A 16,868-nucleotide genomic window follows, 5' to 3' on the forward strand; every position below is an offset into this window, starting at 1 on the left:
GACGTGTATTCTACTCCGGCATATTTACCCTGGCTTATCGCAACGCTGGTTGTGCTGCTACTGTTGTGGCTGGCGTGGCGCAGACCAAACCGCCAACGCTTGTGGCTTCGGTTAGTAGCAAGTGCTATTGCAGGTATAAGTTTAGTTCTGATCGTTTTTCCGCCTGCAACCAAACAAGCTATAAACCCAAGCGCAGCCATACTTTTATCAGGAGGTTATAATCCCGATACACTGGCGAACCTGTTAAATCAAAATGAAGCAAAGCCTATACTTTATATGTTAGGAACGGAGGCAGATGAAGCTATTCCGGTTAGTAGCCTTTATACTTTACGCCAACAGCAACCGGGTTTGCAAATGGTGCATGTGCTAGGTTATGGATTGGAAGAGCAGCAACTACAGGCTTTAGAAGGAATTAAACTGGTACCACATTTATCTGAAGCCTCAGCTGGAGTTAGTGCAGTACAATGGCCGCAGGAGGTAAGATCAGGAGAAGCGGTAACGGTAGCGGGCAGGTTTAACCATAACACACAAACCAAACTATACTTACATGCAGCAGGCCAGCTTCGTGATTCTATAGAGATTGGTACCAACAGCACATATACTTTTAACCTGAACTATACACCGAAGCAAACTGGGCCTTACGTTTATACTTTATTAACCAAAAATGGAGCACAGGTAGATACGCTGGGGCAAGTGCCAGTACAGGTAAAAGAGCAACAGCACCTACGGGTTTTATTAATTGCTTCAGCACCATCCTTCGAGTTTAAGTTCCTCAAGAACCACCTCGCAGAGGAGCAGCACAAAGTAGCCTACCGTGCCACTGTTAGCCGCGACATCAGCCAGAACGAGTGGGTAAATATGCCGAAGACTGACCTAGGTAGAATTACACCTAAATTACTGCAAAACTTTGATGTGGTAATAACTGAGCCGCAGGCGCTGCAAAGCATAAGTGCCGGCGAAAGAACAACCTTGCAACGCGCTGTTACCGAAGACGGTATAGGTGTACTTACCATTGCCTCGGCACCAGCTGCAACAAACACTGCAAACTTCTTTACTAACTTCCGGAGCAAACGCCAATCGCAGCAGGAGAGCCGCAGCATTCGCGCAAGTTGGGCAGGCAAGGAAGCAAGTATAAATGCAGCTCCTTACTCGTTAATAAGCACAACAGAGGTAACAGGATTGGTAGCAGAGAGAGGTAATAATTTACTGGCAGGTGCCAAAAGAGCCGGCTGGGGTAAAGTGGCCATAAGCTATGTCCCACAAACATTCCCGTGGCTATTGGAGGGCAAAGAAGAAGTATACGCCAGCTACTGGACCACAATTTTATCACCTATTGCCAAAGAGCAGGTAAAAGATAAATTCTGGCAACTGGAAAAACCGCATGTACCGCAGCCCAACAAACCAGCTATACTTTCTTTTACAGATTATACTTTAACAGAAGGCGCAACCGCACCAACAGCCACTATAACCAGCTTATCAGATTCTGCAAGTATAAATCTGCCACTGGCACAAACCATCCATCAACCTGAAAAGTATAAAGGCAGCTTCTGGCCTAAACAAACCGGCTGGCATAAAATAGAAACCGCTAATGCTGCACCCTACTTTTTTTATGTACAAAACACTTCGGATTGGGAGTTTGAAAATATAGCTGCCCGTAAAGCCGCCACGGAGACTTTTGTTGCACAGCAGAGTATAAAACCTGCCAGCGGTACAATAACTTATAAAGAGGAGCCTTTTCCGGTTATCTGGTTCTTTGTAATATTTGCTTTAAGTAGCGGATTTTTATGGCTGGAAGAGAAGCTGTAATTACATACTTGCAGGGCAAAATACCTTACCTCGGTTATTCAGCAGCAGGCCAAGTACTATTTCGTGGCTGCCATCACTAACGCGCCCTATATCGGAGTTTGCAATATCGTAAGCGTAACCTACCTGCAGCAGGTTCGATACATTTATACCCGCTAACACTACTGCTGCATCTTTGTGCCTGTAAGAGCCGCCTATCCATACTTTATCCTGGTACAAAACCTTCAGGTTCGCATCTACTGATACAGGTGCCGGTGGTACATACTTTACCATCATGGATGGCAGCAACGATAGCTTTGGCGAAACCACTACCTTATACCCACCTGTAACATAGTAATGCATATAAGCCCTGTCCTGCTCCGAGATTCCTTCCTCTTTGCTTAGCTCATCCTGCAAAATCTGAGTGGTTGTAGCACCGACATAATACTTTTTGGTATAGACCATTGCTCCTGCAGAAATATTAGGCTTAGCCCGATAATAATCACCGCCCATAAATGTAGGATCGGTTGGGTTTGTTAAGTATAATCCGGATTGATCTACACTATAAAAAGAGAAACCACCAGTCAAGCCCACTGACATCATCGTTGTTCTGCTTAGCGGCAAATGGTAAGCGTATGTAAGGCTGACATCTGATCGCTTCAAGGCACCCGCTTTATCTGTAAGAGCTGTAAAACCTAATCCGTGGTGCGCCTGCGGAGTAACCAGACTGCGACTTCTATAGTTCTTATGCATCTCCTTACTGCTGTTTTTACCTCGGTAAGGCACTGAGCTGGCAGACTTATTAAAGTTTAACTTATTAAGCGGGGCATGCACGGTAGCATAATATGACTTAGGTGCTCCTTCCACACCACTCCACTGGTTCCGGTAACCGATCTTTACATCGCCATAGTTTTCAACGCCAGCCATAGCCGGGTTAAGCAGGTAGCCGTTCAGCATATACTGGCTGAAGTGGGGCAGCTGCTGGGCAACAGCAACCATACCTATAGCCCACAATACAATTGTCAGAAATGCGCCTCTCATCATCTTATCTCAGTATGGTTATAGAACCTGTAAATGCTTTTCTTCCTTTGTTTGTATCGATGATAAAATAATAGGCTCCGTCTGGCAAAGGCTTTCCGTCTCTGGTGCCATCCCAAGGGGTATTGTAGCCTGTAGAGGTATAAACTTTATCGCCCCAGCGGTTAAATACTGTTACAGATACATCCGGGTAGTCATAAGTCCCGTCAATTAACCAGACATCATTTATACCATCCCCATTAGGCGAGATACCTGTCGGGATGCGGAGCTTGCGCAATACAGTTATCGTTACTTCATTGGTGCTGACACAACCTTCTGCTGACGTTGCCTGCAGCACATACTTAGTAGTTACAACCGGAGAAGCTGTTGGCTGTGCAATGGTTGCATTATCAAGGCTCTGTGGCGATGACCACAATAAGGTTCCTTCTCCGCTGCCTTCCAGCACAACCGATTCTCCTTCTATGATGATAGCTCCTCTACCGGCTTCAACCAGAGGATATGGCGAGAACAGGATCTCTACTTCATCATCCACAGATGCACACGGGCTATCTTCTACCAGCCAGCGCAGTTTATACTTTTCACCCATCTGTCCGGAAAAAGTTGCTCGCGGGTTATGAATATCTGAGATGGTGCCGCCTACCCCGTTAAGTATAGACCATGTACCTTTTGCCGGTGCCGGATTGTTTGCCTGCAAACGTGTGCTGGTAGTACCACAAACCGGAATCTGGTCTGCACCAGCCAAAGCGATAGGCATTGCCGTAATTTTCACCTGCTTCTCCAGCACATCCTTACATCCGTTATCAGTTGTTACCTCCAGCTTAACTTTATATGTACCTGGCTGAGCATACCTGTAAGTAGGATGCTGTAGCGAAGATGTGTTGCCATCCCCAAAATTCCAGTTCCAGGCTACGATGCTTCCGCTGGATACCGTGCTTTCGTTTCGGAACGAGACCTGCTCAGAAATACAGGCTATTACCGGAGAGAAGGCAGCTTTAGGAAGTGGGTATACTATAATCTGTTTTTGCTGTAGGTTCTGGCAGCCGTTTTCTGTTGTTACTGTGAGCGATACAGTATAAGTACCTGGCTTGCTATACTTGTGTGTAGGCTCAGCTATAGTTGCAGTAGCTCCATCTCCAAAATTCCAGCTATAAGATACTATACTGCCCTCTGCCACCGAAGATGAATTTGTGAACGTAGCTGTTTCGCTTAAGCAGATATTGCTTGTTGTAAATGCGGCATCCGGGTTGGCAACAATAGTTACCTGTTGGGTGGTGGTGCTTAAGCAAACTATACCTGAGTAAGCTGTTAACCGCACAGTATAAGTGCCCGTCTTTTTATAGTTGTGTTTCGGGTGCTGTTCTGCAGAGGTGGCACCATCCCCAAAGTCCCATTCCCATTTCACAATTCTGCCAAAGGCAACCTCTGATTCATCTTTAAACTGTACTTCGCTGCGCTGGCAAAAATCTGTAGCCGAGAACTTAGCAACCGGATAGGCTCCGCTTACGATGTATTCCGTCTCAAAGCTTTCAGAACAGCCTTTATCGGAATAGGCAGTTAACTTTACTTTATAAGTGCCTTCTGCCCTATACTTGTGTTTTGGATTTATACTTGTTGAGGTAGTTCCATCACCGAAGCTCCACTCATATTTCACGATACTGCCCGAGCTTATAGTGGTCTGGTTTACAAACTGAGCTTCATCACGAATACAGATATCAGGTAGCTCGAACTTTACCTCTGGCTTCGGATTGATAACAACATTGTTGGTGGTAACAGTCTGGCAACCTGCGTTGGTAGTTACAGTGAGCTTAACCGTATAAGTACCCGGCGCTGCATAGGTATGACTAGGGTTCTGCGCAGTTGCTACCGGAGAGCCATCGCCAAAATCCCACTCCCAGGCAGCAATTGCACCTTCCGCTACCGTAGATTTATCTTTAAAAGAAGTAACGCTGGTGTGGCAGGTTTCGGGAGCATCAAAGGCTGCCTGTGGCAACGGATATACTTTTACCTGCTTTACTATTTCGCTGGTACACGTAGATGCGGTCTGGATTGTCAGTTTTACATCATAAACTCCGGCTTCTGAATAAGTGTGTTGCGGGTGTTGCTCTGTAGAGGTGGTGCCATCGCCAAAGTCCCATAGCCAGCTGATGATCTCGTTACCGGTAACACTTGTAGTTGATTTGTCTTCGAAGGTAATAACCCCAACCTCGCACTGCCCAACAGAGCTGAAGTCGGCTTCCGGGTTCGGGTATACTATCAACTCTACCGAGGTTGAATCCTGAGAATCGCAGTCGTTGCCGTTATACCTGGTTGTTACTAACGATACGGTGTAGGTACCCGGAGCTTTATACTTGTGGGTTGGTTTCTGCTCTTCAGATGTTTCGCCATCCCCGAAATACCACTTCCATTTAAGCGGATCATAAGATGCAAAACCAGTGAAACCAACTGTTTCGCCATCGCAGTAGGGCTCCTTATCAAAAGTTATGTTCTGGATCAGGTTTTTGATGTTTGCTCCGGCAGAGTACCCATACGATTCTACATGGCCAAAACCATACGCTATAGCGTTAAAGCCTTCATCTGCCTTCAGGGTATGGTTACCGGGGGTAACTACGTTTTGTGAATAAGAATATTCCGGATTTGCGGGCACCGGAGTAAATGTAACTGCATTACCATCTAACCTGAAAGACCCAGTGTCTGCGGTGCGCATCAGCACATTTATGTAATGGCCGGTTATCTGGTAAAATGGCGAGGAGTAAAGTGTTATATCTTTTAGTGTTTGCTCCACCGGGTTCAGAATAATCATTTCCGGGTCACCTACAATACCATCACAGACCTGTGTGCGGGGGTATTGCGCCAAAAGAATTGGTTTATCTGCTGTTATATGGCTTGCCTTTTCACTCTGAAAATCATAGAACTGACCTTTGTTTATAGTTACAGGTGCACCCCCATCTACCTGAACTATGGTTCCGTCCTGTGATGCCAGTACTCTAAACATATCTCCGCCAATCCTAGTCATCATGGGTGCAGTTACATAGTTCTGCCCCCAGGCACTGATCGGGTATAACTGCTGGAACAGGTTATCTCCGGAAGCAGGAGGATTTACAGCCACAGCCTCCGGGCAGCCTAAACGGGTATAAGAACTACCCGAGAAAACAGCAATTTTTTTACAGGATGCCCCGTTAGAACCAACCGACAAGATTTTGGTACCCGTCAGGTCCTGTCTGGATTGTACCTGGTAGATATCTCCTTTATTAAGTGTTACAGTAAATGTCTCGCCGGCTAGTTTTCCATTTAGTGTATTAGCTGTAGGCGTTATTTCTATAGTGGTATTGTTTTCCACACCCACTACCATAAACTCCGAAAAATCGCTTGTAGGGTTCTGCTCATAGGAAATAGCATAGTACTCCCGGCCTAGCGTACCGGTTGGCAATACTAAGGTTGCCCCGGAAATATTAAGAGAATAAATATGGGCATAAACTACTACAGGCTCTACGGCGGTAACATGTATGCCTTTGGCTTCTGTAATCTCAGAGCTCCTTATAAAGGCACTGTAGGGGATATTAACGACAGTAACTTTGTTTGGTGCTACAGTATAAGGTGTGGAGAAACCTAATCCCGGAATCTCTACCATACCTGTTGTAGCTACTGTAGATGTAATATAAACGCTCATCTGGGGCAAAACGCTTCCATTACCACGGATGCCATTGATGTGCCCCATAAAGCCGAGCCAGAAATCCTTGCCTTTGTTGGACGTGTTTTGGGCTGATACACTAAAAGATAAAAGGCACAGCAGGCTGAAAGCTATAGCCCGCGCCAACAGGTAACAAGTTGTTTTCAAAGTCATAATAGTCTGGCAGCTTCCTGTAGCAGGCACCGCAATTAATAAATAAACTATAGACTAAGAAGCTGCTTGCTGGCGATAAAAGCCCGAACTATAAAAGCTTTTCAGAATGAAGACAAAGAATACATGCCGTACTCTCCGGGGAAATAAAATATTACTAAAGGAGCATAATGTTTAGCAGTGCCTAACAAAAGCTAAATATAATATATGTAATTTAATATGTTATAACCTTGCACAAATATTTATACTGTCAGTACTATGCTGAAGAAGCAGGCTGTATAGCAGTTTGTAACGATTGATGCCATTGCTGAGCTTGCTTTATACTTTGGCTTCTGATACAGCTGGTCAGTTAACAGGCGCCATGTTACCTATAGATGGCGGTTGATCGGCACAGTAAACACCAATTAAATCTTAAACAAAAGAGGCGGCACTTATCTGGTGCCGCCTCTTTTTATGTTACAGGTTACTTACCTTTCTGATTATTTTAAATTCTGTGCGTCGGTTTTCCTGGTGCATATCCTCAGGGCACGACACGCCATCTTTACATTTGTTAAGTAGCTGTGTTTCGCCGTATCCTTTAGCTACCAGCCTGTTTCTGTCTATACCTTTTAACACCAGGTAATCTACAGCAGCCTGTGCTCTAAGGTCTGACAACATCTGGTTATAGTAATTTGTCTGGCGGCTGTCGGTGTGCGAACTTAATTCGATAACGATAGATGGGTTATCTTTCAGCGTCTGTACCAGTTTATCTAGTTCTACGGCTGCTTGGGCTGTTATCTCATACTTATCCAGGTCGTAGTAGATGTTTTCCAGCACAATTGGCTTGTTAGGTGTGTCGCGGTTAAACACCATCTCCACCATTACAGAATCAGTTGTATTTCGACAGTCCGGCGACACGGTTATAGTTTGTGTCAGGTAATTAGGTTTGGAACCACGAATGGTATACTTACCACCTGCAAACACCGGGAAGGTAAAGTTGCCATCCTTATCAGATTCTATTTCTATTGGCTTAGCATTGCTTCTTTCTTCTGTTATCTGAAGTCTTACGTTGCCTACGGTGAGCTCTTTTTTCTTACCTCTGTTCTGAGGGTCCGGAACAAACTCTATGGTTTTACCTGCAATGGTACAAGGTATACGCTCTTCCACAAACGACAAAATATCATCAAAGCCATCTTCGGCTAACCTGCCCGACGATAACATACCTGTTTTACCGGATGCATCCATTACCAGTCCAAGATCATCATGCGACGTATTGAACGGATATTTCATGTTCTCTACTGTGGTCCAGGCTTTATGTGCACCAACAGCTTTAAACAGGTCCAGCCCGCCCATACCCATATGGCCGTCTGAAGAGAAGTATAAAACACCATCGGCACCTATACTTGGGAAGCTTTCGCGGCCGGTAGTATTTATTTTGTTACCAGCATTTATTGGTTCGCTCCATTCTCCGTTTGGCTGGCGCTCGCTGTAGTATATATCTGTTTCGCCTAAACCTCCCGGCATATCCGATACAAAGTATAGTACGTTACCATCTGTCGTTATTGCCGGATGTCCGATAGAGAACTGGTCTGTGTTATTATACTTAAAAGCTTTTCCCTTCTTCCACTTGTTGCCTTTTTTACTGGCAGTATAAATACCAAGTCTGTTTATGTGCGTACCACCCTCTGCACCCTTAAACCAGCTGGTCGGGTCGCTGTTCTTTTTCACTTCACGGCGAACAGCGCGTGTACGTGTAAAGTATAATGTCTGGTCCTTTTCATGGAATACGCCAGGGCCATTGTGGTAAGCGGTGTTTATAGAAGATGGAAGTGCTGTCGGGTTACTCCAGGTAGTGTCGCTTTTAGCAGGAGCATAATACATTTGTATGTATCCGTTTCCTGTCCAGCCATAACGTTCTACCTGCTCTTTACCTTTCTTCACCAGCCTGTCGGAGGCAAAGTATAACCCATCTTTTGCTTTGAAAGGACTAAAATCAGCACCCTGCGAATTCAGGGTTTTCTCTTTCCATACTTTAAATGGCTTCGGATCCCGTATCCATTCCATGGATGTATCGCAGGAGGCGGCCATACGTTGTGCTAGCACAGCCTGCCCAGGTACTTTATTACTATACTCTAAGAACAGCAGCTTTGCTTTCTCATAGTTCCCGTTCCGCTTCGCTGATTCTGCATATAGGTAATAAGCTGAGGGGTCGGCACCTGCAAACGTAATTACCTGTGCATACCAGAACTCAGCTTCCTTGCTGTTGTTAAGGATGCGGTATATATCGGCAATGCGCTGTACTACGGTTAGGCTTGGTTCTCCCTGGTCTAGTATAGCTTTATACTCATCGAGCGCCAGGCTGAATTCAAATTCGTTAAAGTGCTTATCTGCCTTTTGTAAATCCTGTGCTTTCGCAGTTTGCAAAAAAGTAAGCACCAGGCCTAACAAGATAAGCGCCAGTCGGAGGTTTCGGGTGATGTGGTGGATCATAAGTTACGAGGCGTAATAGTACGTCCGTTTTGTTTTTTAAAGATAGAGTAACCCAAAGATACTTCATGCGATGAAAAATCACGAAGTTTTGTAAGGCTTACATCATAGGAGTAACCAATTCTGAATTTAGGTGTAGCGTATACCTGCGCCAGTATAGCCCATGCGTTTCGTTTTTTAATTTCGCTCATATCCACATCTGTGAACATAGGTACAGCAGTGCGGTAAGAGCCGCCTAACCAAACGCGGTTATACATCAACAGGAAAGCATTCAGGTCCAGGTTTGCCGGTCCTTTAAAATCCTGCTTTATCAGGAAGCTGGGCTTCAGACTTATCCACGGACCAAGATCAAACATGTAACCTGTAGAGAAGAAGTAGTGTCTGCGTGGTGTAGCAATTATAGTATTATCGTCTTTAAAAGGAATCAGGTTTGCTACCGATAAGCCGGCATAGTAACGCTCTGTGTTAAAGAACAAACCTATTTTGGCATCCGGCAATATCTGCGACTCCCGGCCTTCCGGTATAGCTACATCGGGGGTTTCGTCTCCAGGGTTAAGCTTTGTGCCATCCAATACGTACTGCGAAATACCGCCTGCAATACCCAGTGATAATTGTGCTGTACGGCTCAGGTTAATACGTGTAGCGATGTTGGCATAAGCTCCCGTCTGCGATTGAGCGCCGGCCCTATCGTTTATCAGGTGCATTCCCCAACCCATTCTGGCATTGCGCGCCGGGCCATCCACACTGAGCGTTTGGGTGGTTGGTGCTCCTTCTAACCCTGTCCACTGAGAGCGATAGGTGGTATTAATGTTTATAATGTCTTTGCTCCCGGAGTAGGCAGGGTTTATAACAAGCTCATTAAAAATATACTGTGTGTACTGTGGCGCCTGCTGAGCCGAAGCCTGCTGTACAACCAATGCACAGAGCAACACAAGTAAATAGGGTAGTTTTGTTTTCATTTGGTCTATGCTTTTATCTTACAATCATCACGTAACCTTTAAGCATTCTATCTGTGCCGTCGCATAGCTTCACGCGTGCAACATAATAGTAGGTACCCTCTGCCAGGTTATCGCCGGTCCAGTTATTTTTGTAGGATTTTGCTTTGTATACTTCTGTTCCCCATCTGTTCAGGATGGTGATGTCGTTGTCAGGGAATTTCTCGAGGCTCTTGATCACCCAGGTATCGTGTGTACCATCGTTGTTAGGCGAGAAAACATTTGGCACATCAATTATTGTCTCAGCCTTCGATTTATCTGACATGATGGTTGATGGCACGGTGCCGCAGGTTCCGTTATCAGCTACCACGCTAATGGTACCATCTTTTCTGCCTGCATTTACCATGATAATATTTGTGCCTTCACCTGCTACTATTGTCCAACCTTCCGGTAACGACCAATTATAAGAAGTTGCGCCATCAACAGGAGCTACCATATACTTCAGCCCCTCGCAAGGTGAGCTCAGATCCTGTATCTCGCCCATGGCGCCCATCTCATTTACACGCACCTGAATAGCTGCATTTTCGCTGGACCCGCAACCGTTGTTTGCCATTACTTCTACAACTCCTCCGAGCGCACCTGCTGTTACCGTTATCTGGTTTGTGCCCTGCCCTGTTACTATTTTCCAAGTTGCAGGTACTATCCAGGTATAAGAAGATGCATCAGCTACTTCGCTTATCGTATAGGTTACATTTCGTCCGGTACACGCATTTGCAGGACCGTTTATACTTGCCGGCTTAAGTGGTTTGCTTGATACAGGCTGCACCTGTAACTGGCTGAATGTACTCTGGCTACATGCATTTACAGCTTTTACTTTTATAGTACCTGGTGCGCTGGTTACCCCAACTGTTACAGTTGTTGTACCCTGTCCTGCCACCAATGTCCAGCCTAAAGGCAGCTCCCAAGCATATCCTGTAGCGCCAGCAACCGGATCTATACTATAAGTTGTTGTTGGTATCGAACTGCAGGCATCCATAAATCCAGCTATCGGGCCTGGGGCAGGAAGTGGAGTTGGCATTGTTACAGCTAATGTACTGTTAGCACCCTGACCGCACGTATTCGCAGCCATTACTTTTATTTCGCCGCCTGCAGTACCGGCATTTACCGTAATGCTGTTTGTACCCTGACCTGCGGCAATGCTCCAGCCTGCCGGAACTGACCAGGTATAAGATGTTGCGCCAGCTACCGGCGCTACACTATAAACCAGCCCGCTTGTTGTTCCGCATATAGCAGTTGTTCCGGTTATGGTGCCTGCTACCGGTGCGCTGTTTGTTATTGTTACTGTTTTAGTTGATGATGAGCTGCTGTTACCGCAAGAGTTGGTAGCTGTTACCGTTACTTGTCCGCTTGTTGTGCCTGCCTGTACATCTATAGTTGTAGTACCTTGCCCGCCGGTTATTGTCCAGCCCTGCGGTACTGACCAGGTATAGCTAACCGCTCCGCTTACTGCTGCTATACTATACTTTTGAGTGCTACCAGAACATCCGCTTGCGCTACCGGTAATTGTACCCGGACTCGCAGGAATAGCTGTATTTGCTTCAACTGCTTTAGACACCGCTACAAAACCGCAATCATTAGATGCGGTAAGCTTCACGTTACCTGGTGCTGTGCCTGCTTTTACAGTTATGGTAGTTGTGCCTTGCCCTGAAACTATTGTCCAGCCAGTTGGCACCTCCCAGTTATATTTGGTAACACCAGTACCTGCAGGTACTGTAAAAGTAGTATTACTGCCGGCACAAGTAATGGCAGAGCCAGTTATACCAGTTACTCCTGATATAGCACCTGTTATAGATGTTACTGCTACTGTAGAGGCAGGTCCTGTGCCACAACCATTTGTAGCTGTTACACTTATATTGCCTGCCGTTGTTCCTGCTTTTACTACAATTGAATTACCGTTCTGAGAAACAATTGTCCAGCCTGTTGGTACTATCCAGATATAACTGGTTGCTCCTGCCACCGCCGGCACACTGAAGGTTTGCTCTTTACCCACACATGCTGCAGTTGTTCCGGTTATAGTTCCTGGTTTAGCTGGAGCTGATTGTGTAATGACAGTTGTTATCTGCACCGGGCTTGTGTTGCCGCAGGCATTTTTTGCGATAACTGAGATTGTAGTTCCTGTGCTGCCTGCTGATACAGTTATACTTGCAGTACCCTGACCTGATACGATTGTCCAGCCCGGAGCACTCCACTCATAAGAAGTAGCTCCCGTAACCGCAGCTATACTATACGTTAAGTTTGCCTGACCACCGCAAACAGTGGCTGGTCCTGAAATTGCTCCCGGTGTGGCCGGTGCCTCGGTAGATACTTTCACAGCAAGAACTTTTGCCGTGCTGGTGCCGCAGTCGTTGGTAGCCGTTACCGAAATGTTTCCGTTTGTAGCACCTGCTGTTACTTTTATAGTTGTCGTGCCTTGTCCTGAAACTATAGTCCAACCTGCAGGTACCGTCCAGGTATAAGCAGAAACTCCGGCAATAGCAGCTACACTATAAGTAAGGTTGGCCTGTGCTTTACAAACTTCTACAGGACCATTGATTGCTGCCGGTGGATTAGGTAGAGTTACCTGTGGCTGTACGTTTAAAGTGGTAGCCGGGCCTTCGCCGCAAGTTCCTTTGGCCTTTACTGAAATAGTACCTGTGCCTGAGCCCACTTTTACTGAGATGGAGGTGGTGTTCTGTCCTGAAACTATTGTCCAACCAGTAGGCACTGTCCAGGTATAACCAATAGCACCAGCTACCGGATCAATAGTATACGTAGCTGTTTGCGTAGCGCAACCATACGCTGTACCCCTGATAGCTGCAGACGCTGATGGAAGCTGATCTGTAACCTGAACCTGTTTTGTACTGCTACTTGTGTTACCGCAGGCATTCTTTGCAGTTACAGTTATTGTTGTTCCGGCACTCCCTGTTGCAAGTGTAATTTGTGTAGTACCTTGTCCTGAAACTACGGTCCAACCCGGCGCGCTCCACTCATAAGACGTAGCACCTGTTACTGCTGCTATACTATAAGTGATACCTGTCTGGCCGGAACACACTGTAGCAGAACCAGTAATTTCCCCCGGTGAAGCTGGTGCTGCCGTTGAAACAGTAACTGCTTTGGTTTGAGCATCGCTTGTTCCGCAATCGTTGGCAGCTGTTACAGTTACATTGCCGTTGCTGTTACCTGCTTTAACCTTTATAGTTGTTGTGCCTTGACCGCTAACTATTGTCCAGCCAGTTGGAACCGTCCAGGTATAAGTTGTTACACCTGCTATGGCAGCCACACTATAAGTCAGATCTGTTTGTCCTTGGCAAGCTTCTGATGGACCGCTGATTGCAGCAGGTGTTGCTGGTTTTATTACTTGTGGCTGTACATTTAAAGTTGTTGCCGGACCATCTCCACAGTTACCCTTTGCTTTCACAGAGATCGCTCCTGCTTCTGAACTTGCTTTAACGGTTATAGTTGTTGTACCCTGACCACTCTGAATCGTCCATCCTGTCGGCACTGTCCAGGCATAGCTTTGCGCACCTGTAACCGGGTCAATGGAATAAGTCGCAGTAAGATTAGCACAACCATAAGGAGTACCTTTTATGGCAGTTGGAGCTGCTGGAACCGCGTTTGTTACTTGCACTTGCTTTGATGTGCTGCTTGTATTGCCACAGGCATTCTTCGCTGTTACTGTTATAGTTGTACCTGTAGTTGCAGCTGATAAAGTTATACTTGTTGTTCCTTGCCCTGACAAGATGGTCCAGCCTGGAGCAGACCATTCATAAGAAGTTGCTCCCGTAACGGCGGCAATGCTATAAGTTATACCTGCCTGACCGCTACATACAGTTGCAAGTCCTGAAATTGCTCCCGGGGTGGCAGGCGCCTCGGTAGATACTTTCACAGCCAGAGCTTTTGCGGTGCTGGTACCACAGTCGTTGGTTGCCGTTACCGAAATGTTCCCGTTTGTAGCACCTGCTGTTACTTTTATACTTGTCGTACCTTGTCCTGAAACAATTGTCCAGCCAGTTGGCACTGTCCAGGTATAGGAGGTAACTCCCGTAATGGCAGCTACACTATAGGTTATGCCTGTCTGGCCAGCACAAACTTCAGCAGGGCCATTGATTGTGGAAGGAGAAGCAGGCGGAGTTACCTGCGGCTGCACATTCAGCGTGCGGGCAGGGCCTTCGCCGCAAGTTCCTTTGGCCTTTACTGAAATAGTACCTGTGCCTGAGCCTACTTTTACTGTAATGGAAGTCGTGCCCTGACCGCTTTGGATGGTCCAGCCCGCTGGCACTACCCATACATAGCTTTGAGCACCGGCTACCGGATCAATAGTATAAGTGGCCGTCTGTGTAGCGCAACCATACACTGTACCCCTGATTGCTGCCGGTGCTGCAGGTAAACCCTGCGTAACCTGCACATCTTTGGAGCTATTACCGTTAGAACCGCAATCGTTTAAGGCTACTACTGTTATTTTACCGTTTCCGGTGCCAGCTGTTACTGTTATACTTGGTGTATTCTGTCCCGAAACAATTGTCCAACCAACAGGAACTGTCCAGGTATAGCCTTTTGCATTTGGTACGGCATCTATACTATAAACCAATCCTGAAGTACCCATACAAACTATATCTGTGCCTTTAATGGCACCAGGGGCAAGTGGCGGGTTCTCAACGGGTGTAACTGTCAATTTTTGTGCAGTACTCTCACCGCAATCATTAACTGCCTTTACTGTAACATCACCTGCCTGAGAAGTTGGCTTTACAGTGATAGTGGTAGTTCCCTGCCCGCTTAAGATTACCCAGCCGGCAGGTACCGACCAGGTATAGCTGCTGGCATTTGCTACATTGTTAATGCGGTAAGTGGCAGATGCTACTGTAGCACAAACGGCTGAAGGGCCAGTAATGGCCCCGGGTGTAACTGGTATGGTAAGTACTGGTGTAATATTCAGCGTACTTGGTTCACCGTCGCCACACATATTGTAAGCTACTACACTTAGTTGTTTTGTAGTGGCATCGCCATCAGTAGTAACTGTTATAGATGTTCCGTTATCGCTCACCATGGTCCATCCGGCTGGCAATGTCCAGCGGTATCCGGAAGCTCCTGCCACTGGTGCAATGCTATATGTTGTTGCTTTACCAGAACACAATTCCAATGTACCGGAGATAGGCCCTGCCTTTGGCGGAACGTCCTTTACCACTTCTACAGTTAGTCTGCTTGGGGGGCTGGCGCCGCAAATGTTATTAACTGTTACAGATATGGTACCTGAAGAATTTCCAATCTTTACTGTTATCTCTGAAGAATTTCTGTTTCCGGCTGTTATCACCCAATCAGATGGCACTGTCCAGGTATAAGTGGCACCGGCAATCTGCTTTATGTTATAGGTGTTGGTACTGCCCGCACAAACAGCTACCGGCCCCTGAATTTCGCCGGCATCAGAAAGCACAACGCATAGGTCTGCATCAGATTTATTATTAGTCAGGTTTTCGTCTACAGTGGAGCCGGCTACAGTTGCAGTATTTACAATATAACCTGCCATAGTAGCGCGTGCATTTATAGTTAAAGTTTGCACTTCGCCTACTTTCAGCTCATCCAATATCCAAAGGCCAAAAGACGGATCGTATGTTGAGCCGGCTTTGCTTGTTGTGGAAGATACATAGCTCAAACCAGCCGGCAATACATCACGAATCATAACAGATTCATCATCTACCGGGCCCAGGTTCTTTACTTCTATCTTAAAAGTTACAATATCACCTACAGCATACTTCTGAGCTGGCGAGCTGACAACTTTAGCTTTTGTAATGCTAAGATCTGTTGGGAGCGACAGGATGTTATTGCTCAAGTATACAGCATCGTTTATACTCATTACCCTACCAAGTACGGCTGCATCATCACGTACCGTGATGATGTTCTTCGCTACCAGGTTACCTTTCAGGTATGCACCATTACCAATTACAGCATCTTCAGCTACCAGCCAAAGCACATTGTTTACTTTAGCCCCGTTTATAAGCGCTATTGTTACATTATCGTTTACCTGCAGGCCTTTGGTTATCTGAAAGATGAAGGTAGCATTCGGGTTGAAATTGGCATCGAGCACAATAGGACCGGCAATTACAGCTGATCCGTTTATTTTGTAAACTCCTGCAGTAAAGGCCTGATCACTGATAGTATTTGGCAGAACCTGATCAGCGGGTTTTTGAGAGTAGGTTGTATAACTGGCAGAAAGGTCGGAAAGGGCATTAAGTGAAACGGCATCGTTGATATGTGTGGCACCTTTTATACTTCCGGGTGCAAAACCGGTAAGTATAGCACCTGTACCAACGCCAACATCACCCTGAACTACAGTGCTGCCATTGTTAGCCACTTTTTTACTGGCCAGCACGTTAAATGCAGCAGCAGAACCCAAAGAGAGGCCCTGCGCCATAGTGCTGGCAATAACACTGAAGAAGACTGCTGCAAGCAGCAGTACATTCTTTACTAAGCTCCCCATTTAGTAAAAAGTAAATGTTTTACAATAGGACTGATTAAGTTTGCGAATAGATTGTATTTTAACAGCACCTGAAAGCTTCACTTCTCCACTGCTACAGCATCACTTTTACTGCCTTGTTAAGGCAAAGTAGTGCAACAGCTTCTGACCCCAGATGCTTGTTTTCAGAAAGTTACATCCAATTTTCAAATATCGTTCATACACCCGTAATTATATTAAATAAATGCAAGTTTTAGCATCCATTATAACATAACAGCCAAGTTAGCAGGGTACATAGATGTACACTAATATAAGAAAATTA

General features: G+C 46.0%; 6 protein-coding genes. 1 reads left to right on the forward strand and 5 read right to left on the reverse strand.

Translation table 11 applies throughout. The features are described from left to right. The first annotated feature begins 3 nt into the window (after positions 1-3). Positions 4-1,806 (forward strand): hypothetical protein, encoded by a 1,803-nt coding sequence (locus tag MJ612_RS15080; RefSeq protein WP_187033830.1) that lies wholly within the window; start codon positions 4-6, stop codon positions 1,804-1,806. On the opposite strand, the gene MJ612_RS15085 is transcribed toward MJ612_RS15080, so the two are convergent. The 5 genes from MJ612_RS15085 to MJ612_RS15105 form a co-directional block, all read right to left on the reverse strand. Then, complete coding sequence (locus MJ612_RS15085) at positions 1,807-2,826, reverse strand: PorP/SprF family type IX secretion system membrane protein (RefSeq protein ID WP_187033829.1); 1,020 nt, start codon at positions 2,824-2,826, stop codon at positions 1,807-1,809. It abuts the gene before it with no gap. Between the two features lies 1 nt (position 2,827). Beyond that, positions 2,828-6,655 (reverse strand): PKD domain-containing protein, encoded by a 3,828-nt coding sequence (locus MJ612_RS15090; RefSeq protein ID WP_317233058.1) that lies wholly within the window; start codon positions 6,653-6,655, stop codon positions 2,828-2,830. A 459-nt stretch (positions 6,656-7,114) separates the two neighbouring features. Beyond that, positions 7,115-9,127, reverse strand: coding sequence for an OmpA family protein (locus MJ612_RS15095; RefSeq protein ID WP_187033828.1), 2,013 nt, complete (start codon positions 9,125-9,127; stop codon positions 7,115-7,117). Then, complete coding sequence (locus tag MJ612_RS15100) at positions 9,124-10,083, reverse strand: PorP/SprF family type IX secretion system membrane protein (RefSeq protein ID WP_187033827.1); 960 nt, start codon at positions 10,081-10,083, stop codon at positions 9,124-9,126. The genes MJ612_RS15095 and MJ612_RS15100 overlap by 4 nt, the downstream gene beginning before the upstream one ends. A gap of 13 nt (positions 10,084-10,096) precedes the next feature. Then, complete coding sequence (locus tag MJ612_RS15105; RefSeq protein WP_187033826.1) at positions 10,097-16,570, reverse strand: ice-binding family protein; 6,474 nt, start codon at positions 16,568-16,570, stop codon at positions 10,097-10,099. Between the last annotated feature and the right edge of the window lie 298 nt (positions 16,571-16,868).

Source organism: Pontibacter deserti, assembly GCF_023630255.1.
Lineage (GTDB): Bacteria > Bacteroidota > Bacteroidia > Cytophagales > Hymenobacteraceae > Pontibacter > Pontibacter deserti.

What these genes read in the sequence shown, in the direction of transcription:
- MJ612_RS15085 (WP_187033829.1), bottom strand. Translation starts at nt 2,826, where the DNA reads ATGATGAGAGGCGCATTTCTGACAATTGTATTGTGGGCTATAGGTATG.
- MJ612_RS15095 (WP_187033828.1), bottom strand. Translation starts at nt 9,127, where the DNA reads ATGATCCACCACATCACCCGAAACCTCCGACTGGCGCTTATCTTGTTA.
- MJ612_RS15100 (WP_187033827.1), bottom strand. Translation starts at nt 10,083, where the DNA reads ATGAAAACAAAACTACCCTATTTACTTGTGTTGCTCTGTGCATTGGTT.
- MJ612_RS15105 (WP_187033826.1), bottom strand. Translation starts at nt 16,570, where the DNA reads ATGGGGAGCTTAGTAAAGAATGTACTGCTGCTTGCAGCAGTCTTCTTC.